This is a genomic window from Planomonospora antibiotica, assembly GCF_014647955.1.
Lineage (GTDB): Bacteria > Actinomycetota > Actinomycetes > Streptosporangiales > Streptosporangiaceae > Planomonospora > Planomonospora parontospora.
Genome location: NZ_BMQE01000003.1, coordinates 13,914 through 37,699, shown reverse-complemented (window position 1 = coordinate 37,699; position 23,786 = coordinate 13,914). Strand labels below are relative to the sequence as shown.

At 74.1% G+C, this 23,786-nt stretch carries 15 protein-coding genes; 5 read left to right on the top strand and 10 right to left on the bottom strand.

Going from position 1 to position 23,786, the window contains the following annotated elements; all coding sequences use genetic code 11:
* Positions 1-22: 22 nt before the first annotated feature.
* Positions 23-1,510 (top strand): phosphoribosyltransferase family protein, encoded by a 1,488-nt coding sequence (locus IEZ06_RS03470; protein ID WP_189235184.1) that lies wholly within the window; start codon positions 23-25, stop codon positions 1,508-1,510.
* 52 nt (positions 1,511-1,562) lie between these two features.
* Here the strand turns inward: IEZ06_RS03470 and IEZ06_RS03465 are convergent, their stop codons facing one another.
* Entirely contained in the window at positions 1,563-2,456 is an 894-nt protein-coding gene (locus IEZ06_RS03465; protein ID WP_189235183.1) for a serine/threonine-protein kinase, read from the bottom strand.
* Between the two features lie 271 nt (positions 2,457-2,727).
* Positions 2,728-4,770: an N-6 DNA methylase gene (locus tag IEZ06_RS03460; RefSeq protein ID WP_229797753.1), complete on the bottom strand. Its 2,043-nt coding sequence runs from the start codon at positions 4,768-4,770 to the stop codon at positions 2,728-2,730.
* An 84-nt stretch (positions 4,771-4,854) separates the two neighbouring features.
* On the opposite strand from IEZ06_RS03460, the gene IEZ06_RS03455 reads away from it, so the two are divergent.
* Complete coding sequence (locus tag IEZ06_RS03455; protein ID WP_189235182.1) at positions 4,855-5,652, top strand: PP2C family protein-serine/threonine phosphatase; 798 nt, start codon at positions 4,855-4,857, stop codon at positions 5,650-5,652.
* A 17-nt stretch (positions 5,653-5,669) separates the two neighbouring features.
* Here the strand turns inward: IEZ06_RS03455 and IEZ06_RS03450 are convergent, their stop codons facing one another.
* The 4 genes from IEZ06_RS03450 to IEZ06_RS03435 all read right to left on the bottom strand — a co-directional run bounded on the left by IEZ06_RS03450 (position 5,670) and on the right by IEZ06_RS03435 (position 15,127).
* Positions 5,670-10,916 (bottom strand): DNA repair ATPase, encoded by a 5,247-nt coding sequence (locus tag IEZ06_RS03450; RefSeq protein ID WP_189235382.1) that lies wholly within the window; start codon positions 10,914-10,916, stop codon positions 5,670-5,672.
* A gap of 53 nt (positions 10,917-10,969) precedes the next feature.
* The gene (locus IEZ06_RS03445) at positions 10,970-13,216 is read right to left on the bottom strand and encodes a flotillin family protein (protein ID WP_229797752.1); all 2,247 of its coding nucleotides are present in this window, start codon (positions 13,214-13,216) and stop codon (positions 10,970-10,972) included.
* Between the two features lie 12 nt (positions 13,217-13,228).
* Positions 13,229-13,870 carry a hypothetical protein gene (locus IEZ06_RS03440; RefSeq protein WP_229797751.1) on the bottom strand — a complete coding sequence of 214 codons (642 nt, stop codon included), beginning with the start codon at positions 13,868-13,870 and terminating at the stop codon, positions 13,229-13,231.
* A gap of 492 nt (positions 13,871-14,362) precedes the next feature.
* Positions 14,363-15,127 carry a PP2C family protein-serine/threonine phosphatase gene (locus IEZ06_RS03435; protein WP_189235181.1) on the bottom strand — a complete coding sequence of 255 codons (765 nt, stop codon included), beginning with the start codon at positions 15,125-15,127 and terminating at the stop codon, positions 14,363-14,365.
* Positions 15,128-15,363: 236 nt separating this feature from the next.
* Here IEZ06_RS03435 and IEZ06_RS03430 point away from each other — a divergent pair, with 236 nt between their 5' ends.
* Both IEZ06_RS03430 and IEZ06_RS03425 read left to right on the top strand, forming a co-directional pair.
* Positions 15,364-16,950 (top strand): peptide chain release factor 3, encoded by a 1,587-nt coding sequence (locus IEZ06_RS03430; protein WP_189235180.1) that lies wholly within the window; start codon positions 15,364-15,366, stop codon positions 16,948-16,950.
* Positions 16,951-17,140: 190 nt separating this feature from the next.
* Positions 17,141-18,121, top strand: coding sequence for a Gfo/Idh/MocA family protein (locus tag IEZ06_RS03425; RefSeq protein ID WP_189235179.1), 981 nt, complete (start codon positions 17,141-17,143; stop codon positions 18,119-18,121).
* Between the two features lie 102 nt (positions 18,122-18,223).
* On the opposite strand, the gene IEZ06_RS03420 is transcribed toward IEZ06_RS03425, so the two are convergent.
* The 4 genes from IEZ06_RS03420 to IEZ06_RS03405 all read right to left on the bottom strand — a co-directional run bounded on the left by IEZ06_RS03420 (position 18,224) and on the right by IEZ06_RS03405 (position 20,021).
* Entirely contained in the window at positions 18,224-18,619 is a 396-nt protein-coding gene (locus IEZ06_RS03420; protein WP_268245576.1) for a PIN domain-containing protein, read from the bottom strand.
* An 11-nt stretch (positions 18,620-18,630) separates the two neighbouring features.
* A complete protein-coding gene (locus IEZ06_RS03415; protein ID WP_189235177.1) occupies positions 18,631-18,912 on the bottom strand; it encodes a type II toxin-antitoxin system Phd/YefM family antitoxin in 282 nt (93 codons plus the stop codon).
* A 49-nt stretch (positions 18,913-18,961) separates the two neighbouring features.
* Entirely contained in the window at positions 18,962-19,258 is a 297-nt protein-coding gene (locus IEZ06_RS03410; protein ID WP_189235176.1) for a DUF3995 domain-containing protein, read from the bottom strand.
* Positions 19,259-19,412: 154 nt separating this feature from the next.
* A complete protein-coding gene (locus IEZ06_RS03405) occupies positions 19,413-20,021 on the bottom strand; it encodes a hypothetical protein (protein ID WP_189235175.1) in 609 nt (202 codons plus the stop codon).
* Between the two features lie 221 nt (positions 20,022-20,242).
* On the opposite strand from IEZ06_RS03405, the gene IEZ06_RS03400 reads away from it, so the two are divergent.
* Positions 20,243-23,701, top strand: a complete 3,459-nt coding sequence (locus IEZ06_RS03400) for an ATP-binding protein (protein ID WP_189235174.1) — start codon at positions 20,243-20,245, stop codon at positions 23,699-23,701.
* Positions 23,702-23,786 lie beyond the last annotated feature (85 nt).

Sequence of the window (23,786 nt, the reverse complement as noted above, 5' to 3'; positions counted from 1 at the left end):
GCCCGGCAGGGGGTGAACGGCGATGTTCTTCGACCGTCATGACGCGGGGACGAGGCTGGCCGAACGGCTGAGGGGCCATGCCGGAGGCGCGGGCACGGTCGTGGTGGGGCTGCCGAGAGGCGGTGTCCCGGTGGCGTCCGAGGTGGCGCGGGTCCTGGGCGCGCCGCTGGACGTGATCGTGGTGCGCAAGCTCGGCGTGCCCGTCCAGCCGGAGCTGGGTTTCGGCGCCATCGGGGAGGGCGGGGTGCGCGTGGTCAACGACGACGTGGTGCGGGCCGCGCGGCTCACCGCCGAGGAGATGGCCCGGGTGGAGGAGGCGGAGCGGGCCGAGCTGGAACGCCGGGCCCGCCGCTTCCGCGGTGACCGCCCTCCCGTGGCCCTGGAGGGGCGCACCGTGATCGTGGTGGACGACGGGATCGCCACCGGCGGTACGGCCCGCGCCGCCTGCCGGGTCGCCCGGGCGCACGGCGCCTCGCGGGTGGTGCTGGCGGTCCCGGTCGGGGCGCCGGAGGCGATCGAGAGCCTGCGCGGGGCCGCCGACGAGGTGGTGTGCCTGCTCGCCCCCGACGACCTGTTCGCCATCGGCGCCTGGTACCGCGACTTCGACCAGACCTCCGACGCGCAGGTGGTCGAGCTGCTCCGGCGGGCCGCCTCCATGCACGCCGCGGCCTCCGGGACGGGCGGGCCTGGAAGGGACGCGGTCGGGGCGGGCGGGCCCGGGAGGGACGCGGTCGGGGCGGGCGGGCCCGGGAGGGACGCGGCGAGGAGCGCGGCGGGGAGCGCGGCGGGGGAGAGCGCGGCGGACGGGAGCGCGGCGCCGGGCGGGAACACGGCGGGGAGCGGAGCCGGGGGCCGGGTCCCCGCCTTCACCGCGGAGGTCCAGGCGGACGCCGGGGACGTCCGGCTGCCCGGCCGGCTCGCCGTACCGGACGCGGCCGCCGGGACGGTGGTCTTCGTGCACGGCAGCGGGAGCAGCCGGCACAGCCCGCGCAACCGCCAGGTCGCGACCGCCCTCTACCGCGCCGGCCTGGCCGTGCTCCTGTTCGACCTGCTCACCCCGGGTGAGGAGCTCGACCGCGGCAACGTCTTCGACGTGCCCCTGCTGGCCGGCCGGCTCGACCGGGTCACCGGCTGGCTGCGCGGGCATCCGGGGGTCCGGGGCCTCCGGGTCGCCTACTTCGGGGCCAGCACCGGGGCCGCCGCGGCGCTGTGGGCGGCCGCCGAACCGGGGGCCGACATCGCCGCCGTGGTCTCCCGGGGCGGCCGGCCCGACCTGGCCGGGCCCCGGCTGCCCGCCGTACGGGCCGCGACCCTGCTGGTCGTCGGCGGGAACGACGAGGCGGTGCTGGAGCTCAACCGGGCGGCGCAGCGCCGGCTGCACTGCGAGAACAGCCTGCGGATCGTCCCCGGCGCCACCCACCTGTTCGAGGAGCCGGGTGCCCTGGAGACCGTCTCGGAGTTCGCCCGCGACTGGTTCACCGCGCATCTGGCGCCGGTCGCACGGCGGTGAGCCGCCCCGTACGGCCGGCGGGCCCACCGGGCGGGGCGTGCCGGGACGTCCTTCAGGCCAGGACGCGGCCGACCATGCGGGCGTACATCCGCACCGGGCTGGGGGCCGACGGCGGGCTGAGGAAGCCGGGGAGCATGGGGAGGTCCACGGCGAACCGCTGCAGGCGCTCGTAGAGCTCGTCGGCGCCGGCCGGGCGGCGGTCGGGGTCCTTCTCCAGCAGTTCCCCGATCAGCCGGTCCAGCCCGCCGGGCAGGCCGGGGACGGGCGGCGGGCGCTCGTTGACCTGCCGCTCGAACACGGCGTACTCGGTGGGGCCGGTGAACAGCTGCCTGCCGGTCAGCATCTCGTGGATCACGCAGCCCAGCGCGTACAGGTCGCTGCGCGGACCGGCCAGGCCGCGCTGGATCTGCTCGGGGGCCATGTAGGCGGGGGTGCCGAGCAGCTGGCCGACCCGGGTGAACCGGGTGGAGCCGGTCTCGCGGAACATCGCCAGGCCGAAGTCCAGAACCTTGACGCTCCCGTCGGGGCAGAGCATCAGGTTGGTCGGCTTGAGGTCCCGGTGGTAGATCGAGAGCGCGTGCGCAGCCGACAGCACCGCGCAGGCCTGGGCGGCGATGGCGGCGGCCCACGGGACCGGGAGCGGGCCGTGCTCGCTGACCAGGTCGGCCACGGTGACGCCCTCGATGAACTGCATCACCTGGAACAGCCGGTGGTCGAAGGTGCCGAAGTCGTACAGCACGGGTGCGCCGGGATGCTCCAGCCGGGCCAGGATGCGGGCCTCGCGCAGGAAGCGGCGCTGCAGCTCCTCGTCGGGGCCGGTGTGCAGACGCAGGAACTTGACCGCCACCCTGCGGTCGAGGTGCCTGTCATGGCCGGCGTAGACCGCGCCCATGCCTCCCTGCCCCAGGGGGAGGTCGTCGAGAACGTACCGGTCGCCGATGACCATGCGGCCCTCCCCACGGACTCCCGGGACTCACCAGGTCCTCGGGAGGAAGCCCCGGGCTTCAGACCGGGGAGGAATCCGGACCCCCGAGCGCCACGTGCTGGTAAAGTTACGCTCGGTGGTGATAACCAAGCCACCAGCACGACCGCCCCAGGGCATGGGGTGGCTGCGCGGGGAGGCTTCGGGGGTGCCCGGCCGGTGAACCGCGAACCTCAACATGGTTTCCTCCTCGGGGACCAGGTTGGAATCCTCCGCCTTCAGGCGGAGGAGGATGTCAAACCCCTCGGTCGCACGGTCGCAGATGGCCGTCGACCAGTCCGTCAAAGCCTAGCCTGATCAAGGTCTCTCCCCGTGCCGCCGTCTCGCGGAGCCCGTCCTCCAGCGCGGTCAGTTCGCGGAAGGCCGCGCCGTACCGGCGCTGCTCGGCGATCGGCAGCATCGGCACCCGGGCCCGCCGCACGTCGAGCCGGCTGGAGCCGGGGTGGGCGGACCGCCCGGCGGAGCGCAGGCATCCGGCCAGGAAGTGGGGGTCGAGCCGGGAGGGGTCCACCCGGTAGAGGGTGAGCTGCGGTCCCAGCGCCGCGCCCGGCTCGGCGACCACCCGGACCGCGCCCAGGGCGGTGGCCACGACGTCGCCGGGCCTGACCATGACCAGCGCGGGGTCGAGCACGGTGCCCCCGGAGGGCGGCGCGCCCGCCGCGGCGTCCTCGGCGGTCAGGACCGGGACGGGCCCGGCGCCGGAGGCCATCCTCGGCGGGGCCGTCAGGACGGTGACCAGGCCGGCCTTGGCCAGCTCACCGATGGTGGTGACCGGGAGGTCGTGGCGCTCGGGCGGCGGCTCCAGGGCGGGAGGCGCGTCCGCCAGCGTGGCCGAGGCCGCCCGGAACCGGTCCAGCGCGTCGCCGAAGTCGCGGGCGAAGTCCAGCGCGCCCTGCTGCGGGCGGTGCCGGGCGGGGGTCAGGTCGACCTCGTCGTCGAGCAGGTCGACGATCCGGACCGTACGGCCGGCGGCGGACGGCTCGGCCTCCGGGTCCTCGAGGTAGGCGCGCCAGGCCGGCTCCACCGCCGACAGGTCTTCGGCCGCGTCCACCAGCAGCAGGCGGGACGGGGGCCGGCTCCCGTCGGGACGGCGCAGCAGCCACAGGTCGGGCCCGCCCGGGGCGAGGCTGACGACGGCCCGCAGGGCGCCGGCCCGCAGCAGGTTGCCCCGGATGCGCTTGCCCGGGCGGCGGCCGGCCGCGGCGGCGGGCATCAGGATCGCCACCAGCCCTCCGGGCCGCACGTGGGCCAGGCAGTGCTGCACCCAGGCGAGCTCGGACTCGCCGCGGGGCGGCAGGCCGTACTCCCAGCGGGGGTCGCCGGTCAGCTCCTCGTAGCCCCACGCGCGCTCGTTGAACGGCGGGTCGCAGACCACCGCGTCGGCGAGGGCGAGCTCGCCGGTCAGCCGGTCCTCGCGGAGCGAGTCGCCGGCGGTGATCCGGGCGGATGTGCCGCGCAGCAGCAGCCGGACCGCGGCGAGCCGGGCGTTCGTCTCGCTGAGCTCCTGGCCGATCGGTGTGGTCACGGGCAGCAGGAGGGTGCCGACGCCGCAGGCCGGGTCCAGCACGGTGCCGCCGTCGGGGACGACCAGCCGGGTCATCAGCGCGGCCACGTCCTGCCTGGTCACCGCGAGCTGCCGGGAGTGGGCCTCGGCGTAGCGCTCGCAGAGGAACTCGAACGCCGCCAGCGGGCCGTCCGCCGCGGCCAGCCGGGCGACCAGCCGGAGCAGGGCTCGGTCGTCGGGCAGTGGCTCGGCGGAGCCGGGCAGGTCGGCCGTGGCGGCCGCGACCCGCTCGGCGAGGGACCGCCCGTCGTGCCCGTCGCGCTCGGCGAGGGACCGCCCGTCGTGCCCGTCGCGCTCGGCGCGCCGGTCGTCCCTCCCGTACCCGCCGTCCCTCCCGTCCCAGCCGCCCCCGCCGTGCCCGTCGCGGCCGGGAAGGGGCCGCAGGCCGTGCTCGTCCCAGGCGCCGGGCTCGCGGTGCAGGAAGAGCAGGAAGGCGCCGATCAGGCCCACCAGCCCGCCCAGCCGCAGGTCGTCGGCGGTGGTCCGGATCCGCTGCCAGACCAGGTCGCCGAGGGAGACCTCGAAGGACTTGCCGTTGCCGCGCAGCCACGCGGCGACCTCGGACAGGGAGAAGAGCGGGCTGGAGGCGGTGCCGCCGACCGGCTGCGGGAAGTCCTCGTGGCGGCGGCGCCAGTTGCTGACGGCGGCCCGTCCCACGTCGGCGAGCCGGGCGATGTCGCCCGCGTTGACGGTGATGTCCCGGCTCTCCTCCATAGCCAGTCAGAGTAGTTGACCAGGCTGAAACGGTCTACAACATCTTTGCTTGTGAAGTGCTTCAACCAGTGCTTTACTGCCCTCATGGCACAAAACGAAGGACTGGCACTGCGCTACGCCGCCCGCTCCGATGTCGGGGTCCGCCGCGAGTCCAACGAGGACTCGGGTTACGCCAGCGCGCGCCTGCTGGCCGTCGCCGACGGGATGGGCGGCCACGCGGGCGGAGAGGTCGCCAGCTCGCTCGCCGTCACCACCCTGGCCGCGCTGGACGAGCGCCTTCCGGTGACGGGCGCCGACCTGCAGGACGCCCTCAGGGGCGTCGCCAGGGACGTCAACCACGCGCTGCGCGAGATGGCCGAGCGCGAGCCCGCGCTGCGCGGGATGGGCACCACCTTCACCGCCATGCTCTGGGACGGCGCCGCGTTCGCCCTGGCCCACGTCGGCGACTCCCGCGCCTACATGCTGCGCGACGGCGCCCTCTTCCAGATCACCCACGACCACACCCTCGTCCAGTCGCTGGTGGACGACGGGCGGATCACCCCGGAGCAGGCGGCCGAGCACCCGCGCCGGTCGATGGTCCTGCGCGTGCTGGAGGGCACCGGCGACGGGGAGCTGGACCTGACCCTGCGCGAGGCCCGGCCGGGTGACCGCTACCTGCTCTGCTCCGACGGCCTGACCGCCGTGGTCGGCCCGGAGACCCTGTTCAACACCCTCACCGACGTCGGCGACCCCGACGAGGCCGCCCGCCTCCTGATCGACCTGGCCAACCGGGGCGGCGGCCCGGACAACATCACCTGCGTCGTCGCCGACTTCGGCCCCCACCCGGCCTCCGCGGAGCGCCTCGTCGTCGGCGCCGCGACCGAACGCAGACTGACCCCCTGACCGTCCCCGCCCGAGGCTCAGGACTCCGGCGCGAGCCGCTCGGCGGCCTGCCCGATGGCGGTGCTGACCCGGTCGGCGAGCAGGCCGACGGCGCCGACGGCCCGGGTCACCGCGTCGTCCTCGCTGCCGCCCAGGGCCTGGGCGCGCACGTACGCGGCCTTCACCTCGGCCCACCGCCCGGCCTGCTCCGGGGTGAGCCGCCCCCGGAGCTCGGCCAGCTTGAGCAGGTTGGCCTCGGCGCCGGAGGTGAGGGTCTGCGCCTCGCCGAGATAGTGGTCGTCGATGACGGCGTCCAGCTCGGCGTCGTTCATCACCGGCACGATCCGGGCGGCGAGCTTGGCCATGTTCCGGTAGGACCCCTGCAGCTGGAACGGCGGCTCGGTCCGCGCGTCGTCGGACTGGGCGGCCGAGGCGATGTAGGCCCGGTTGACGGCCAGCACCACCCGCTGGACCTGGAGCAGCCGCCGCAGTACGGCGAGGACCTGCTCCAGCTCGACCGGGGAGTAGGGGTGGGCTAGCCGGTCGGCGCGGACGGCGGGGTCGCCCTGCGCCAGCCGTACCAGCAGGCGGACGTCGTCGCGGTCGCGGGTGGACAACGGGGCCAGGACCGGGTTGGAGGTCAGCGCGTTGTCCACGTAGCTCAGCGCGAACAGCTCCTCCCGGCCCGAGAGCACGTCGCCGAGGTTCCACACGTCGGCGCGGTTGGCGAGCATGTCGGGGATGCGGAACCGCTTGCCGGACTCGGTGTACGGGTTGCCCGCCATGCAGACCGCGAAGCGCTTGCCGCGCAGGTCGTAGGTGCGGCTCCGGCCGTTCCAGACCCCCTCCATGCGGCGCTGGCCGTCGCAGAGCGAGATGAACTTCTGCAGCAGCTCGGGGGAGGTGTGCTGGATGTCGTCGAGGTAGAGCAGGACGTTGCCGCCCATCTCCAGCGCGAGGTTGATCTTCTCGACCTCCTGGCGGGAGGTCGCGTCGGGCGCCTCGGCCGGGTCCACCGAGGTGACGTGGTGGCCCAGCGCCGGGCCGTTGACCTTCACGAAGACCAGGCCCAGGCGGCCGGCGACGTACTCCATCAGGGTCGTCTTGCCGTAGCCGGGCGGGGAGACGAGCAGCAGCAGGCCCATCTGGTCGGTCCGCTTGGCGTCGCCGCTCGCGCCCAGCTGCTTGGCCAGGTTGTCGCCGATGAGCGGCAGGTAGACCTCGTCGAGCAGCTGGTTGCGGACGAACGAGCTCATCACCTTCGGCCGGTACTCCTCCAGCCGCAGGCGCGCCCGCTCGGCGGCGACCAGCTCGTTGCGCCGCCGCAGGTACTCCCGGTAGGCGGGGACGCGGCGGGTCCTGAAGCGCCGGGTCCTGGCGAGGAACTCGTCCAGGCGCACCTCCAGCCGCCGCCCGGTGACGCGCGGGTGCGCGCCGAGCAGGCCCTCGGCGGTCGCGGTCAGCGCCGCCGAAGAGTCGTGGCGGGGCAGCTCGCACAGGAGTACGGCCAGCGCCTCGGGCAGCTCGGGGGAGCGCTCGAACGCCTCCAGCCACGCCCCCGCCAGCCGCAGGCGGGCGGGCAGGTCCCCGGCGAGGGCGCGCAGGTCGTCCTCGAAGTCCGCGCGGGCCGGGCCGAGCGCCCGGTCGAAGCGCTCCAGCAGCCTCCGGGCCCCGGCGCTCGTCACGAACCCGGCGGGCGCGCCCGCCAGCTCCTCGAACAGGTACTCCCCGGCGAGCTCGGCGAGGTCGGCCCGGGCCTCCGGCCCTTCCCCGCCACCGTTCAGGACGCCCGTGCCGCCTGCGCCGTTCAGGGTGCTCGTGCCGCCGCCACCGTTCAGGACGCTCGTGCCGCCTGCGCCGTTCAGGGTGCTCGTGCCGCCGCCACCGTTCAGGACGCTCGTGCCGCCTGCACCGTTCGGGCCGCCTGCGCCGTTCGGGGTGCTCGTGCCGTCGGTGCCGGGCGTGCCGTCCAGGCCGGCCGTGAAGGCCGCGACGGCGGAGCCCAGGGCGCGGCAGGTCTCCTCCACCGCCTCCACCCGCCCGAACCTGGCGCGGGCCCGCGCCAGCGAGACCGCCTTGGTGCTCCAGGAGGCGCGGGCGGCCTCGTCCGTACCGAAGGCCCAGAAGAGCTGGGCGGCGGCGCGGGCGGCCGGGGGGTAGCGCAGCAGCCCCGCGCCCGCGTGCAGCCGGAGCACGACGTCCAGGATCGCCGCGGCGTCATGGTCGTGCACGCCCCGCTCGTAGCCCTCGTCGTAGCGGCTCTCCGCGACCCGCCGGACGATTTCGAGCAGTCCGCCCTCGGCCACCGCCGCCTCGTGCAGCGCGTCCAGCGAGACCGCGGAGCCGCCGCGGTCCCCCGGACCGCCGCCGTTCCCGGAGGTCCCGTTCCCGGAGGTCCCGTTCCCGGAGGTCCCGTTCCCGGAGGTCCCGTTCCCGGAGGCGCCCGCGACCGGAGTGCCCGTCTCGGCGGCGGCCAGGATCGAGGCGGCCAGGTGCTCGCCCCGGTAGACCTCCGGCGACTCCGAGACCAGCAGCTGGGACCAGAACGGCCGGGTCGCGGCGAACGCCGGGTCGGCGACGGGGGAGCGGTAGTCGGTCCCGGTGACCGCGAACGCCATCGCCTCGCCGTGCGGGACCAGCGTCAGGTCGGCGGCCTGGGTGTTGACCGCGAAGCGGTGCCGGCCCAGCCTGATGGTCTCGCCGCCGTCGCTGTAGAGGTCGAGGCGGTCGCGCAGGGCGCGGCCGGCCTCCTGCCTGGCGGACTTGACCCGCCCCTCCAGCTCCTCGGCGCGGACCGCCTCGCCCAGCTCGCGCAGCTCCCCGGCGACCGCGTGCAGCTTGGTCACCATCGGGTCGGAGGCGAAGTAGGTGTTGATCTCGTCGACCGAGCCGAGCGAGGCCGCCCGGCGCCGCACGCTGGACAGGATCCGGTCTGCCGACTCGGCCAGCCGGCCGGCCCGGCGGGCCCGTTCGTCCAGCAGGGACTGCCGCCGGGAGGAGAACGCCTCGTAGACGTCCTCGCGCTCGGTGCCCAGCTGGGCCAGGAAGTCGTCGAACTCGGCGAAGCGCGACTCCAGGTTCTCCAGCCGGAGCATCAGCCGGCCGAGTTGCTCGTCGCACCGGTCGGGGGTGTCGGCCACCGCGAGGGCGCCGGTGACCGCCTGCCCCAGCAGGGCGAACTCGGCGGCGAAGGCGGCGCGGCCCTCGGTCGCCAGCAGCTCGCGCCGGCGCGCCTCCAGGGTGGCCCGGGCCCGGTTGACCCCGCCGAGGACCTCGCCGATCCGCTCCAGGATGCCGGTGCGCGCCCCCGCGTCGGCGATGTCCAGCGTGCCGACCACCTCGATCACGGTCTCCAGGCCCCGCGACTGCGCGGCCAGGCGCTCGCCCACGCCCGCCGCCTCGGCCGTGGTGGCGATGGCCCCGGCCTCCTCGACCAGCCGTTCGACCTCGGCGTGGTAGCCGGCGAAGGCGTCCGCGCCGCGCAGGAAGCCGACCGCGCGCTGCGCCGTGTCGTCGAGTGCGGCCGCCAGCCCGGCGTCCAGCCGGTCGATCCGGCCGGTGTCGGCGTAGCGCAGCTCGCGCAGGGTCACCAGGTGGCCCTGCGCCTGGCGGAGCCCGGCCAGCCGGGTGACCCACTCGGCGGCGGAGCGGGCCGCCTCACCGCGGGACCGCCGCACGAGGGAGGAGATCTCCTCCTCGGCGGCGTCCAGCGCCGCCGCGGCCTGCCCGGTGAGCGAGCGGACCTTCTCGAACTCGTCCAGCACCTGCTCGGCGGTGGCCCGGACGTCGGCCAGCGGCCCGCGCAGCCCGTGGTCGCCCAGCCAGTGGTAGTGGTCGGCCGTGCGCGTGCAGGCCGCGATCAGCGCCTCGAAGACGGCGTCCGACGGCGCCATCTCCTCGACCATGCGCGCCACCGACAGGCAGTCGGAGACGCCGCGTACCAGTTCCGCGTTGCCGATCCGCTCCAGCGGCCCGGTCCCGACCGGCTGGGCGGCGGCGTAGACGTCGGAGGTGAACGGCGTCTGCCACACCTGCATCGGGTGCACCCGGGTCGGCTCGTCCGAGGTCGCCCGGAACACCACCAGCGTGCCGTCGTCGAACAGCGAGTAGCCGTGGCAGGGGATCGGCGTCGCCACCTGCTTGCGGATCACGTTGTACGGCAGCAGCAGCGACCGGCCCTCGGCCCGGGCGTAGAACACGTAGAGCACGTCCTCGCCGTTGGCCGAGCGGACGACCCGCTCGAACTCCAGGTCGGTGACGTCGGTGTCGAAGGTCTTGCTGACCCCGGTGGACAGGTAGTAGCCGCCGGGGAAGATGATGCCCTGGTCCTCGGGGAGCCGCCGGCAGGCCTGGCCGATGCCGTCCAGCCGTACGACGTCCCTGGTCCGGGTGTTGAAGACCAGGTGCCGCCAGACGGACTCGTTGTAGGGCCGGATGCGCAGCAGGATCAGCGGGCCGATCCTGGCGTGCTGCACGTCGGCGTCGGCGAGGCTCTGCAGCGGCTCGTCGACCGGCTCCCGGTAGATCCCCTCGCCGGTCTCCGTGTTGTTCTCGATCTTGATGGTGAGGTCGCCGCCGACGGTCTCGACGAACACCTCCCCCTGGATCGAGATGTGCGGGTGGCGGCCGAGCACGTGGTCGTCGCGGGTGGCGGCGGTCCACTCGAAGTCGTGCGAGGCGGGGAAGACGTGGTCGCGCTCGCCGCGGTCGTCGACGTAGGCGAGCGAGCCGTCCGCGCCGACCTGCCAGCGCAGCACCCGGATGTCCTTCGGGCCGGTCTGGAAGACGGCCAGCAGCCTGCCCTCGACCCGGCGGAGCTGGACCAGCCGGGTCTCCCGGTAGTACCGGTAGAGCTCGGCGAAGTCCCGCTCGAACTGCGGGTGGCGGAAGAGCCGTTCGGCGTCGGCGTCGGTGTCGAAGCCGACGGCGTCGCCGTCCCGGCTGAAGCGGTGCACGGAGAAGACGTCCGCGACGGTCGTCTCCGGCTTCAGCCCGATGAACACGTTGTAGCCGAACAGCATCAGGTCGCCGATCGACACGATGTCGCGGGGCACGCAGTTGTTCTCGGTGCGGATGCGCTCGGTGCCGATCAGGCGGAGCTCGGCCCCGCCGAAGACGTCCAGGCGCCGGGAGTTGAGCTCCTCGGCCCGCCGGGCCAGCTCGGCCGCCTGCTCGGCGAGCCGGGCGCGGAGCACCTCGTAGGTGCCCGCGTCCAGCGTCCGGCCCGCCGCGAACGCCGTGCCCGCCGCGAACGCCGTGCCCGGCGTGCCCGCGGTGTCCTCCATGCTCCCGGTGCTCCCGGTCCCGTCCGGGGTCTCGGTGACGGTCACGTCCGGCGTCACTCCCGGCCCGCGTCGGCGACGGGACCGTTCACCGGGAGATCGGCGCGGTCGGCGAGGTCGGCCAGGTCGGCGACCGCGACGGCCGGCACGGTGGCGGTGGGCGTCACCGGCGGCGCAGGCGACACAGCGGCCGTGACGGTGGCCGCGGGCGCCACCGGGGGCGCGGTGACCGTCGCCGCCGCGCCGCCGCCCGCGGTACCGAGCAGCTCGCGCAGCCGGGCGCCCTCGGGGCCGCCCTCGCTCATCAGCTTGACCAGCAGCGCCGAGACCGACAGGTCCCGAACGTCGCCGCTGCCCAGCGAGCCGAGGATCCGGGTCAGGTCGGCGGGCAGGCTCTGCGACCCGTCGAGGTACGGCCCGGCGAGTGCGCGGGCGACGTCGGAGTGCTCCACGAAGCCGTCGACGGTCTTGCCCATGGTGACCGAGCCGACCAGCTTGTCGAAGAACACGCTGTCGCCGCCGACGATGTCGATGTTGGCCTTCTCCAGCCCGGCGGCGAGCACCATGGCCTGCGCCTCGGCGAGCTTGACCTGGGAGGTGACGCCGGCCAGGCGGATCTCCTTCTCCATGTCGAGGCGGAGGCGGTACTCCTCGTGGCCCCGGCTGGCGTCGTCCAGCGCGGCCATCGCCGCGGCCTTCTCGGTGAGGCCCTCGGCCTCGGCCTTCAGCCGCTCGCCGATCCGGGCCGCCTCGGCCAGCGCCTTGGCCTGCTCACCCTCGGCCTCCGCCTTGAGCTTCTCGCGCACCGAGGTGGCGACGGCGTGCGCCCTGGCCTGCTCGCCCTCGGCGGCGGCCAGCGCCTTCTCCCGCTCGACCGCGGCCTCGGCCCGGCCCACCTTCTCGATCGCGGCGGCGTTGCGCTCGGCGACCTGCACCTCGGCCAGTCCCTCCGCGGCGGCCTCGGCCTGCACGCCCTCGGCCAGGCGGATCTTCGCGCGGGCGTCGAGCTCGGCGGCCTGCTGGCGCGCCTCGGCCAGCACCAGGGTCTCGCGGGCCTTGTGCTTGGACGCGGCCTCGGCGGCCTCGGCGGCCTTGATGTCCTTGACCAGGTTCTCCTGGGCCTCGGCCTCCGCCTGGATGATCACGGCCTGGCGGGTCCGCTCGGCCTCCTCGACCACCCGCAGGCGCTTGATGCTCTCCTCCTGCTCGGCGACCGTCTTCTCGACCGCGATGCGCTCGCGGACCACCTCGGCGATCGAGCGCTTCTCGCCCTCGACCTCCTTGTCCTTGGAGATGCGCGACAGCTCGGTCTCGCGCTCGCGGGAGATGACCTCCAGCATGCGGTCCTTCTCGATCCGCTCGCTCTCGATGGCGATGACCCGCTCGCGGTTCTTGGCCGCGACCGCGATCTCCCGCGCCTGGTTCTCCTGCTGGATGCCGAGCTGCTCCTGGGTGCGCAGGTCCGCGGCCTGGGCCTTGAGCCGCTCCTCGGCCCGGACCCGGGCGATCTCCGCCTCCTCGCGGGCGCGCATGGTCTCGACCTCGCGCTTCTGCTTGATCTCCGCGTCGGCCTGGCGGCGCTCCAGCTCCAGGATGGCCTCCCGCGCGTCCACGTTCTGGCGGGTGATCTCCTTCTCCTCGTGCCGCTGGAACTCGTTGGTCCGCACGTGCTCGATCGCGGTCAGCTCGGTGATCTTCCGGATGCCCTGGGCGTCGAGGATGTTGGCCGGATCGAGCTTGCTCAGCGGCGTCTGCTCCAGGTAGTCGATCGCCGCGTCCTCCAGGCTGTAGCCGTTCAGATCGGTGCCGATGACCTGGATGATCTGGTCGCGGAACTGGTCGCGCTGGGTGTAGAGGTCGACGAAGTCGAGCTGCTTGCCGACCGTCTTCAGCGCCTCGGAGAACTTGGCGTTGAACAGCTCCTGCAGCGTCTCGGCGTCGCTGGCGCGGGTGGTGCCGATCGCCTGGGCGACCTTCACCACGTCCTCGACGGTCTTGTTGACCCGGACGAAGAAGGTGATCTTGATGTCCGCCCGGATGTTGTCCCGGCAGATCAGGCCCTCGTTGCCGGAGCGCTCGATCTCGATGGTCTTCACCGAGATGTCCATGAACTCGGCCTTGTGCAGCACGGGCAGGACGACCGCGCCGGTGAAGGTGACGTCGACCTTGTTGACCTTCGAGACGATCAGGGCCCTGCCCTGCTCGACCTTGTGGAACAGGCGCGTGATCATGAATATCAGGCCGATGGCGACGAGCAGCACGACGGCCAGGAGCACGCCGAAACCGGTGGAGATGACGTCCATGGACTCCCTCGTTCAGATGGGACGGTCGGGGTCGAGTTCCGCGTCGTACGGCATCACCCAGAAGAATTCGCCGGGGGCGTCGTAGGCGAATATCAGGGCGGTGCTGCCGGCGCCGAAGACGTCGCCGCCGGTCTGCCTTACCTGGACGAGAGCGGAGGAGCCGTCGGGGGAGGTGACCTCGGCCTGGCCGAAGTCCCGCCCCACCCGGCCGGTGCGGATGACGCAGGTGCGGCCCACGAAGTCGGCGCGGGAGGGGACGCGCTCCTTCGGTACGGCGCGCCGCAGCGGCAGCGTGAGCAGGCGGGTGCCGAGCCAGGCGCAGGCGACCGCCGCGACCGGTACGGCCGGCAGGACCGGGGTCCCCGCGGCCAGGACGGCCCCGGTGAGGCTGGCGAACCAGGCGACGGCCACCAGCAGCGAGACGGTCACCGCGACCGGCACCCCGCCGAGCCCGAGGCCCGCCAGGAACCCGGCGAAGCCCCCGCCGCCCGGGACCTCGGCGGCCTCGGCGCCCTCACTCGCGGCGTCGTCGCCGAGCGCCGTGCCGGTGAGGAGGGAGACGATCCAGTAGCCGACCACCACGATCAGCGGGAAGCTGAACAGCACGGTGGGAAAGGCCAGCGCGGCGTCGACGAACTCGTGCAACCGACCCATTGGTATGTGAGATCCCCCTGCTGGTGCCTACCGGCGCGTCCCCCCGAACGCATGCGCCTGACTATATGTATATAAAGCGCAAGTAAAAGCGATAGTTCCCGAAAGTCGAGAAATATCCACCTGTAGGGGGAGGCGGCAACGGCCCGGGGTCCGCCGGGCGGGTCACCCGGGGTCCGCCCGGCGGTCCATCCGGGGTCCGCCGGGCGGGTTGCCCGGAGTTCGCCGGGTGGGTCGCGAGGGGCGCGCCGGGCAGGTCGCGAGGGGCGCGCCGGGAACCGGGCGGGACGGCCCGGCGGACCCTAGGCGCTCGCGATCATGGGGACGACCCGGCGGACCCTAGGCGCTCGCGATCATGGGGACGACCCGGCGAAGCCTAGGCGCTCGTGATCATGTAGGCGAGGCCGACGAGGATGACGACGGGGATGAGCCAGACGATGGCCTCGCGGGCGAATTCCTTGTACACGGCGGCGTCCCTTCGTGGCGGTGGTGGTGCTATGACGCGGCGGCACCCACGATCATCGGGGCGTCCTGCGCGGGCCCCGGTTCGTCGACCACGTCGGCCACCACGCAGGTGATGTTGTCCGGGCCGCCGGCGTCGCAGGCGAGCTCGATGAGCGTGCGGGCGACGGTGTCGAGGTCGTCGATCGTGGCGAGCACGTGCCGGAGGCGGTCGGCGTCGACCACCCCGGACAGGCCGTCGGAGCAGAGCAGGTAGCGGTCGCCGACCTCGGCGTCCCGCAGCGACAGGTCGACCTCGATGGTGTCGCTGCCGTCCAGGACCTGGAGCAGGATCGACCGGTGCGGGTGGCGGGCCGCCTCCTCGGCGGTGATCCGGCCGTCGTCCATCAGGGTCTGGACGAGCGTGTGGTCGTAGGTGATCTGGTAGAGGTCGCCCTCGCGCAGCAGGTAGGCCCGGGAGTCGCCGATGTGGGCCAGGGCCACGCGCGGCCCGTCCCAGAGCATCAGGGTCAGCGTGGTGCCCATCCCGGTGAGGCTCGGGTCCTGCTCGACCATCTCGCGCAGGCGCCGGTTGGCGCGGTGGACCCCGTTCTCCGCGGCGGCGACGAGGTCGGGCGGGCACTCGTGGTCCAGGGGCGCGACCGTGGCGACCGCGGCCGCGCTGGCGACCTCCCCGCCCACGTGGCCGCCCATCCCGTCGGCGACGGCCAGCAGCCGGGGGCCCGCGTAGGCGGAGTCCTCGTTGCCCTGGCGGACCCGGCCGACGTCGGAACCCGCCGCATAGCGGAGCGTGATCATCTGCACATCACTGCTGGAACGTCGAGTCGCACGAGTGAATCGCTTTCAGACGGTCGGTACGGGCACGAGATCTCCCAACGATCCACTGTGCGCCCGTACTGGCGCAAGCGGCCCGGGGAAGTGTCGTCACATCAATCGGCGCGCGCGGCGGCGCGTAAGCTGTTCCGACACCCTGGATGACAGTACGGACGACAGTACCCGGACGCGAGTCCCCACGGCACGGCAAGGAGAAGACGATGAGCACCGCGATCGCGCAGGAGGCGGCGCGGCGCCGCACGTTCGCGGTGATCAGCCACCCCGACGCCGGAAAGTCGACCATGACCGAGGCGCTGGCGCTGCACGCCTCGGCGATCACCGAGGCCGGCGCCGTGCACGGCAAGGCCGGGCGGCGCGGCGTGACCTCCGACTGGATGGACATGGAGAAGGCCCGGGGCATCTCCATCACCTCGGCCGCCCTCCGCTTCGAGTACCGCGGCCACATGTTCAACCTGGTGGACACGCCCGGCCACGCCGACTTCTCCGAGGACACCTACCGCGTGCTGGCCGCCGTCGACTGCGCGGTCATGCTGCTCGACGCGGCCAAGGGCATGGAGCCGCAGACCCTGAAGCTCTTCGAGGTCTGCCGCCACCGGCGCATCCCCGTCATCACGTTCGTCAACAAGTGGGACCGGCCCGGCCGCGAGGCGCTGGAGCTGCTGGACGAGATCCAGGAGAAGACCGGCCTGAAGCCCACCCCCATCACCTGGCCGATCGGCACCGGCGGCTTCTTCCACGGGGTGATCGACCGGATCTCCGACCGGGCCGTCCGCTACACCCGCACGCCCGGCGGCGCCACCAAGGCCATCGAGACCGAGCTCACCCCCGAGCGGGCGGTCGCCGAGATCGGCGAGGACTGGGAGCGGTCGAGGGACGAGGCCGACCTGCTCACGGCGATCGGGTCCGACCACGACCAGAAGGCGTTCGAGTCCCACGAGACGACCCCGGTGCTGTTCGGCGCGGCGCTGTCCAACTTCGGCGTCGGCCGCCTGCTGGACGCCATGGTGGACCTCGCCCCGCCGCCCGCGCCCCGCCCCGACGTCAAGGGCGACCCGCGCCCGCTGGAGGAGCCGTTCTCCGGCCTGGTCTTCAAGGTCCAGGCCAACATGGACCCCTCGCACCGCGACCGGATCGCCTTCGTCCGGGTCTGCTCCGGCCGCTTCGAGCGCGGCATGGTGCTCACCCACGCGGCGACCGGGCGCCCCTTCGCCACCAAGTACGCCCAGTCGGTCTTCGGCCAGGAGCGCGCCACGATCGACGAGGCCTACCCCGGCGACGTGATCGGCCTGGTCAACGCCACGGCCCTGCGGCCGGGCGACACCCTCTACGACGGCCGCGCGGTCGAGTTCCCGAAGATCCCGAGCTTCGCGCCGGAGCACTTCTGGACCGCGCGGGTCCGCGACTCCAGCCGGTCCAAGCAGTTCCGCAAGGGCATCGAGCAGATGGAGGCCGAGGGCGTCGTCCAGGTGCTCCGCTCCGAGATCCGCGGCGACCAGTCGCCGGTGCTCGCGGCGGTCGGCCCGATGCAGTTCGACGTGGTCAAGCACCGGCTGGCCGGGGAGTTCAACACGGAGATCGCCCTGGACCGGCTCGACTTCAGCCTGGCCCGCCTCACCGACGCCGAGTCGGCGCCCGTCCTGACCCGCCAGCGCGGGGTCGAGGTCCTCACCCGGACCATCGACGGGGCGCTGCTGGCGCTGTTCACCGACGAGTGGCGGATGCGCGGCGTCCTGCGCGACCACCCGGACCTGGTCCTGGAGCCGCTGCTCGCCGACACCCGCGGCTGACGGCCCGGCCCGCCGTACGGCCCCGTCTCCGGGCGGGCCGTACGGCGGGCGGTGGCCGCGCCCGTACGGCGTGCGGCGCGGAGGTGCGGACGGTCCGCGCGGTGCGTGGACGGTCCGGTGTGCTGCGTGGACGGTCCGGCATGGTGGGAGCGTTCCCACCAGTTGTCCAGGCATGATGTGATATGTCGTTATGAGCACGATTAAGTGGGGCATCCTGGCGACCGGCGGCATCGCCGCGACCTTCACCGAGGACCTGAAGCTGCTGCCGGACGCCGAGGTGGTCGCCGTCGGGTCCCGGTCGATCGGGAGCGCGCAGGCCTTCGCCGACCGCCACGGCATCCCCCGTGCCCACGGCACCTGGGCCGAGCTGGCCGCCGACCCCGAGGTGGACATCGTCTACGTCGCCACCCCGCACAGCGCCCACTACGACGCCGTGACGACCTGCCTGAACGCCGGCAAGGCCGTCCTGTGCGAGAAGCCGTTCACCCTCGACCGGGCCCGGGCCGCCGAGCTGGTGGACCTGGCGCGCGAGCGCGGGCTGTTCCTCATGGAGGCCATGTGGATGCGCTGCAACCCGGCGATCCGCAGGCTCGTCGAACTGGTCCGGGAGGGCGCGCTCGGCCCGGTCGACACCGTGCACGCCGACTTCGGCATCTCCGTCGAGGTCGGCCCCGGCCACCGGCTCCGCGACCCCGCGCTGGGCGGCGGCGCCCTGATGGACCTGGGCGTCTACCCGGTCTCCTTCGCCCACATGCTGCTCGGCGCCCCCGAGAGGGTGCAGTCCTGGGCCCGCCTGACCCCCGAGGGCGTGGACGAGAACACCGGCATGCTCTTCGGCTACGCGGACGGCGCCGTCGCGATGCTCTCCTGCGGCATCACCACGCACAGCCCGGTCACGGCCTCGGTCTCCGGTCCGCTCGGCCGGATCGAGCTGCCGCACCTGTTCTTCCGGCCGGAGGCCTTCACGCTGTACCGGACGGACGGCGAGCCGGAGACCTTCCAGGTGCCCTTCGACGGCAACGGCATGAACCACGAGGCCGCCGAGGCCATGCGCTGCCTGCGCGAGGGGCTGCTGGAGAGCCCGCTCGTGCCCTGGCGGTCGACGCTCGAGGTGATGGGCATCCTGGACGAGGTCCGCGCCCAGGCGGGAGTGCGCTTCCCCGGCGAATGACCCCGGGCTCCTCTTGTCCGCCCGGCGGAGCGGGGGAGGGGCGCCGTCACGGCGCCGGCGACAGGCTCGGCGACGGACGGGCACCGGAGGTGGCGGAATCTCTCAGAGATCTCTCGGGTGCAGGACCCTGATCCGGCTGATGTGGCGCAATCGCTCGAACCCTCTGTCCTTTGTCAGGAGGAAGGCGCCGTGTTCCATCGCCGAAGCGGCGATGAGCATGTCGGATCGTTGCCCTTCGCGTCCTTTCGACAGGGCTGCGGCGTTGAGCATCGCGTAGGCGACGGCCGTACGGAGAGAGAAGTCCAGCACCGGAACCAGGCGCACCAGACCGCTGATCCTCCGGGTCCGTTGCTCACGCTCCGCCTTGGTCTTCGCCTTCGCGAGCCCGGTCAGCAGCTCTCCCAAGGTCAGCACGGACATCGCCGGGTCGTAGGGAGCGAGACGCCGCGGATCGAGGACTCCACGCTCGATGTCCGCCATGACGCATGTGTCGATCACGACACGCGAGGTCAAGACCGGTCCCGTATGGCGGCCTCGATGTCGTCGGCGAAGTCGGGGTCGGGACCGAACTCCTCGAACCAGCGAGTCAGGCGGTCTCCTATGGCCTGGCCGGAGAAGGGCGGCCGGGGAACGGGGCCCAGGACTGCGGCGGGCCGTCCGCCTCGGGTGATGATGATCTGCTCTCCGGCCTCCACCCGGTCGAGTAGCCGGGAGAGGGTCTTGCCCGCTTCGGCGACACCGACCGTGCTGGTGGGTTCCTCGGGAGAGGAGCCGATGGGAAGTGCACTCATACCGCCCACTGTAACTCTGACCTCCGGATGGTTCCGGAGGTCACCGGAGTTATCCGGAGCTCCAGGTGCGCAGTTCGGAAGAGGCTTCGCCGCGGCCTGATCCGGGCAGCCCGCCGACGACCTTGAGGAGGCCGGTGACCCACAGGGTGACCACGAACCAGGTGACCTCCTCCTCCACCAGCCGGACCAGGGAGGGGGAGATCGTCGTGGTCGCGCCCGCCGTACCGCCCAGGGCCCAGTAGAAGCTGGGCACGGCGAAGGCGAACCCCCAGACCGCCGCCGCGTACCCGGGCCACCTCCAGCGGGGCTGCGCCGGCTCCCGTACCCCGGGGTGCGATCTCGTCATGATCACAAACTACGGCAGGCGGCCCGTTCCCGCACCGTCGTCCCTCGCGCTTCGCACGCGTTGCCCGCCCCCTCATCGCCTGCTCCGGGCGGTACCGCAAGGTCGGGGTCCTCTGCGGGGCAGGGGCCGGCCCTGTGCGGGGGAGGCAGCCGGATCAGACCCGTTCCCAGTCGTGGCGCTCCAGGAAGGCCCGGTTGTCGACGGCGTACTCGGCGAAGGCGTCCTGGACCGTCTCCAGGTCGGCGACGTGCGTGCGGTACATGGCGTTGCGGACGCTGTCCTTGTACTCCAGCTCGTAACCGCCGGGCTCCGGGGAGGTCTGGACGAAGTGCTCGCCGAAGACGACCAGGGCGGTGAAGGGGTTCTGCGGGCCCATCGTGGCCAGCGCGTCGTGGATGAGCTGGAGGTCGGGGTCGATCAGGATCATCCCGTCGCCCGTGTGCATCTGCATGCCGGGGTAGGCGCCCAGCGGCTCGCGGTTGTGCACGAGCCGGCGCTGCGGGTCGTAGCAGACCAGCTCGCACTCCCGGGCCGCCTCGAAGGCGACGCCCGACACCTCGTCGGACCGCTCGCGCTCCACGGTGACGAGGGCGTACTCCGGGGAGACCTGCCGGGCCTCGGGCAGGCGCTCGGCGAACGCCGCCACCCCGGGATGCGCCGCCGCGGCGTCGGGCTCCCCCCGGCGGAGCGCCTGGAAGACGTTCTCCGCGTGTTCCTTGGTGATCGGCTTGGGCTCGTACCAGACGGCCAGTTTGAAGCTCACCCTTCCATCGTCCTACAGCCCTCGTGGAGAACCGGTCTCCGCTCGCGGGCGGCGGCGGGTTTCTCACCGGGACGAGAGGACCGGGAGGCCCGGGCGGGGCCTGACCGCGGCAGAGACCCGGGACCGGGGCCTGGCCGCGCCGTGGACCGACCGGGCCGCGGGGACCGGGCACCGGTCGCGAAGGGCTAGCATCGGCGCAGTTCGGGAGCGAGGTGGCCGGGATGGACTTTCGGGTGCTGGGGCCGGTCGGCGTGGCCGGCGACGGCGGGGAGCCGCTGGACATCGGCCCCCACCAGCAGCGGGCGGTGCTGGCCCTGTGCATGCTCGCCGCGCCCCGGCCGGTGGCCCCGGCGCGGATCATCGACGTGCTCTGGGAGGACGGGCCCCCGCCGGGGGCGGTCAACACCGTCCAGGCCTACGTCTCCAAGCTCCGCCGGGTCTTCGAACCGGACCGGCGGCGGAACACGCCCCCGTCCGTCCTGGTCAGCCGCCCGGGCGGCTACGCCCTCGCGATCGGTGAGGCGGACCTCGACCTGGCGCGGGCACGCGGGCACGCGGCGGAGGGCACCCGCCTGGCGGCCGCCGGGGACCACGCGGGGGCGGAGCGGGAGTTCCGGCGGGCGCTGGGGGAGTGGCGGGGGGAGCCGCTGGCCGACTTCACCGGCGCCTCCTGGGCGGAGCAGGAGCGGGCCCATCTGGCCGAGTTCCGGCTGACGCTGGAGGAGGACGCCGCCGAGGCCGCTCTGGCCCTGGGCCGGGGCGACGCGCTCACCGGCGGGCTGGCCAGGCTGGTGGCCGCCCACCCGCTGCGCGAACGGCTCCGTGTGCTCGCCGCGCACGCCCTCTACCAGGCCGGACGGCAGGCGGACGCGCTGACCGTGCTCGCCGAGGGCCGCAGGCTCCTGGTGGACGAGCTCGGCCTGGACCCCGGACCGCCCGCGCGGGAGATGGAACGGCGCATCCTCGCCCAGGACCCGGCGCTCGTCCCGCGGACGGAGGCGCGCGGGGCGCACGGGACGGTCGCCCCGCCGCCGACGGGGTCGGCGGTCCCTGCGGCGTCAGTCCTGCCGTCGGTGGGATCCGCGGTCCCTGCGGCACCCGTCCCGTCGTCGGTGGGATCCGCGGCGCCCGTCGCTCCGGAGTCCCCGGCACCCCGGCTAGTCGGCAGGGACGCGGAGATCGCCGTCCTCGACCGCGCGGTCACCGGCGACGGGCACCGGGTGGTGCTGCTGGCGGGGGAACCAGGGATCGGCAAGACGAGCCTGGCCGAACACGCCGCCGCGACCGCGGAGGCGGCCGGGCGGCGGGTGGTGTGGGGCCGCTGCTGGGACGGGGGCGGTGCCCCGCCCTTCTGGCCGTGGACGCAGGCCGCCACGGCGCTCGCGGGCTCCACCGAACCGGGAGGACCCGGCGCGGGCTCTGCGGGCCTGATCGGATCCGGTTCCGCGGGTCTGACGGGACCCGGTACGGCCCCCGCGGGACCGGGCGGAGCGGGAGCGCAGGGAGAGGGCGGGCGGTTCCGGTTCTACGAGGCCTTCGCCCGGCTGCTGAACGGGTACGGCAGGGTCCTGATCGTCCTGGACGACCTCCAGTGGGCCGACGCCTCCTCGATCCGGCTGCTGGAGTTCCTCGCCTCGACCCGGCTCTGCCCGGAACTGGCCGTGGTGGCCACCTACCGGGACACCGACGTACGGCCCGGCGGGGCACTGGAGCACGCCCTCGGCACGCTGGCACGGCTGGCGCACGTACAGCGGCTGGCCGTACGGGGCCTGGCCGAGGACGACATCCGCGAGTACCTCGGCCGGGCCGGGGCCGACACCGGCCGGGCCGCGGAGATGACCCGGCTCACCGCGGGCAACCCGTTCTTCCTCGGCGAGGTGCTGCACCTGGCCGAGGGGTCCGGAGCCCCGGAGTTCCCGGCGGCCCCGGCCGCGCTGGCCGACCTGTCGGACGTGGTGCGCGGCCGGCTGGCCGGGCTGCCGCCCGGAACGGAGGAGGTGCTGACCGTCGCGGCCCTGCTCGGCAGGGACGCGCCCGCCGACATCCTGTTCCGGGTCGCGGACCTGCCCGAGGAGGAGGTGCTCGACATCCTCGACGCCGCGGTCCGGGCCCGGCTGCTGACCGCGGGGGACGGGCCGGCCTGCCGGTTCGTCCACGACATCGTCCGCGACGTGCTGCGCGAGGCGCTGCCGCCGCTGCGGCGCAGGCGCCTGCACGCCCGGATCGCCGAGGTACTGGAGGAGCGGGGCGGGACCCGGCTGGTCGAGGTCGCCCACCACTACGGCGAGGGCGTGCTGAGCGGGCGCATGGCGGGCAAGGCCATCGGCTACGCCCGGCGCGCGGCGGCGCAGGCCACGGCCCAGTTCGCGCACGAGGACGCGGTCGAGCACCTGGAGCGGGCGATCACTCTGATCGGCGCCCTGCCCCGGTCCGACGACGCGCTCCGCTGCGACCTCCTGCTCGACCTGGCCGAGGCGCAGGCGGCGGCGGGCCTGAGCACGGCCGCCCGCACCCGCCTGGAGGAGGCCGCGCGGATCGCCGAGGACCTCGGCGACGACAACCGCCTGGCCCGGGCGGCGCTGGGCCTGTCGGACCAGATCTACACGGCCATGTACGAGGAGGTGACCGACGTCGAGCGGCTCGCCGGGCGCATCGACCGGGCGCTCGCCTCGGACCTGGCCGAGGGCTCGCCGTGGCGCGCCCGGCTGCTGGCCGCCTCGGCGTTCATCGGCTCCACGGGACGGCCGGTCGCGCAGAGCCTGGAGCTCGCGGCGCAGGCCGTACGGCTGGCCCGGCGCGGCGGCGACGAGCGGACCCTGTCCCGGACGCTGATCGCCTGGGAGCTGCTGCTCCGCTCCGGCGACGACCACGACCTGCGGCGGGCGGTCATCAACGAGATCGTGGAGCTCGGCGTGCGCACCGGCGACCTGGTGACCGAGTGGATCGGCCGGGAGACCGACCACGTCGAGCGGACCGCCCGGGGCGAGCGCGACGGCGCGGCCGGGGACCTCGCCTGGCTGCGGGAGACCGCCGAGCGGCTCCGGCTCCCCTCGCTGTCCGGTCTCGCCGCCTGGCAGAGCGCGGTCCACGCCTACCTGGACGGGCGGTTCGGCGACGCCCTCGCGGCGGCCGGGGAGTCGGGGGCGGCCCACCCGGAGGGCGCGCTCGGCCGCGACGACGCGCACCTGCGGCACGAGACGCTCCGCTTCCTGGCCCTGCGTGCGGGCGGGCGCCCGGCGGAGGCGCTGGCGCTGGCCGACGAGACCCTCGGCTCGCGCCCCGGTCAGCGGCCCTGGCGGGTCCTGCGCTGCCTGGCCCTGACCGACCTGGGCCGGGCGGCGGAGGCGCGGGCGGACTTCGCCGGCCTCGCCCGCGACGGTTTCGCGGAGCTCCTGCCCGACCTGGGCTACCGGTTCGTCGCGGACGCGGCCGGCGAGCTCTGCGCGGCCCTCGGGGAGGTGGAGGCGGGCGGGGCCCTGGCGGACCGGCTGGCGCCGCACGCGGGACGCCTGCTGGGCTGGTCGGTCACCGACCTGTGCCTGGCCAGGCTGGCCCTGCTGCGCGGCGACCGGGACCGGGCCGGGGAGCACCTGCGGGCGGCCGAGGCGTTCGTGCGCCGCTCCGGCGTCCGCGTCCACGAACCCGCCCTGCGGGAGCTGCGGGCGCGGCTCTCCGGCTGAGGCCGGAATCCGGCTCGCGGCGGGGGCGGAAATCCGGCGCGCCGGAGATGGCGGAACATGCATGTACGGGGGAGCATTGGGCATG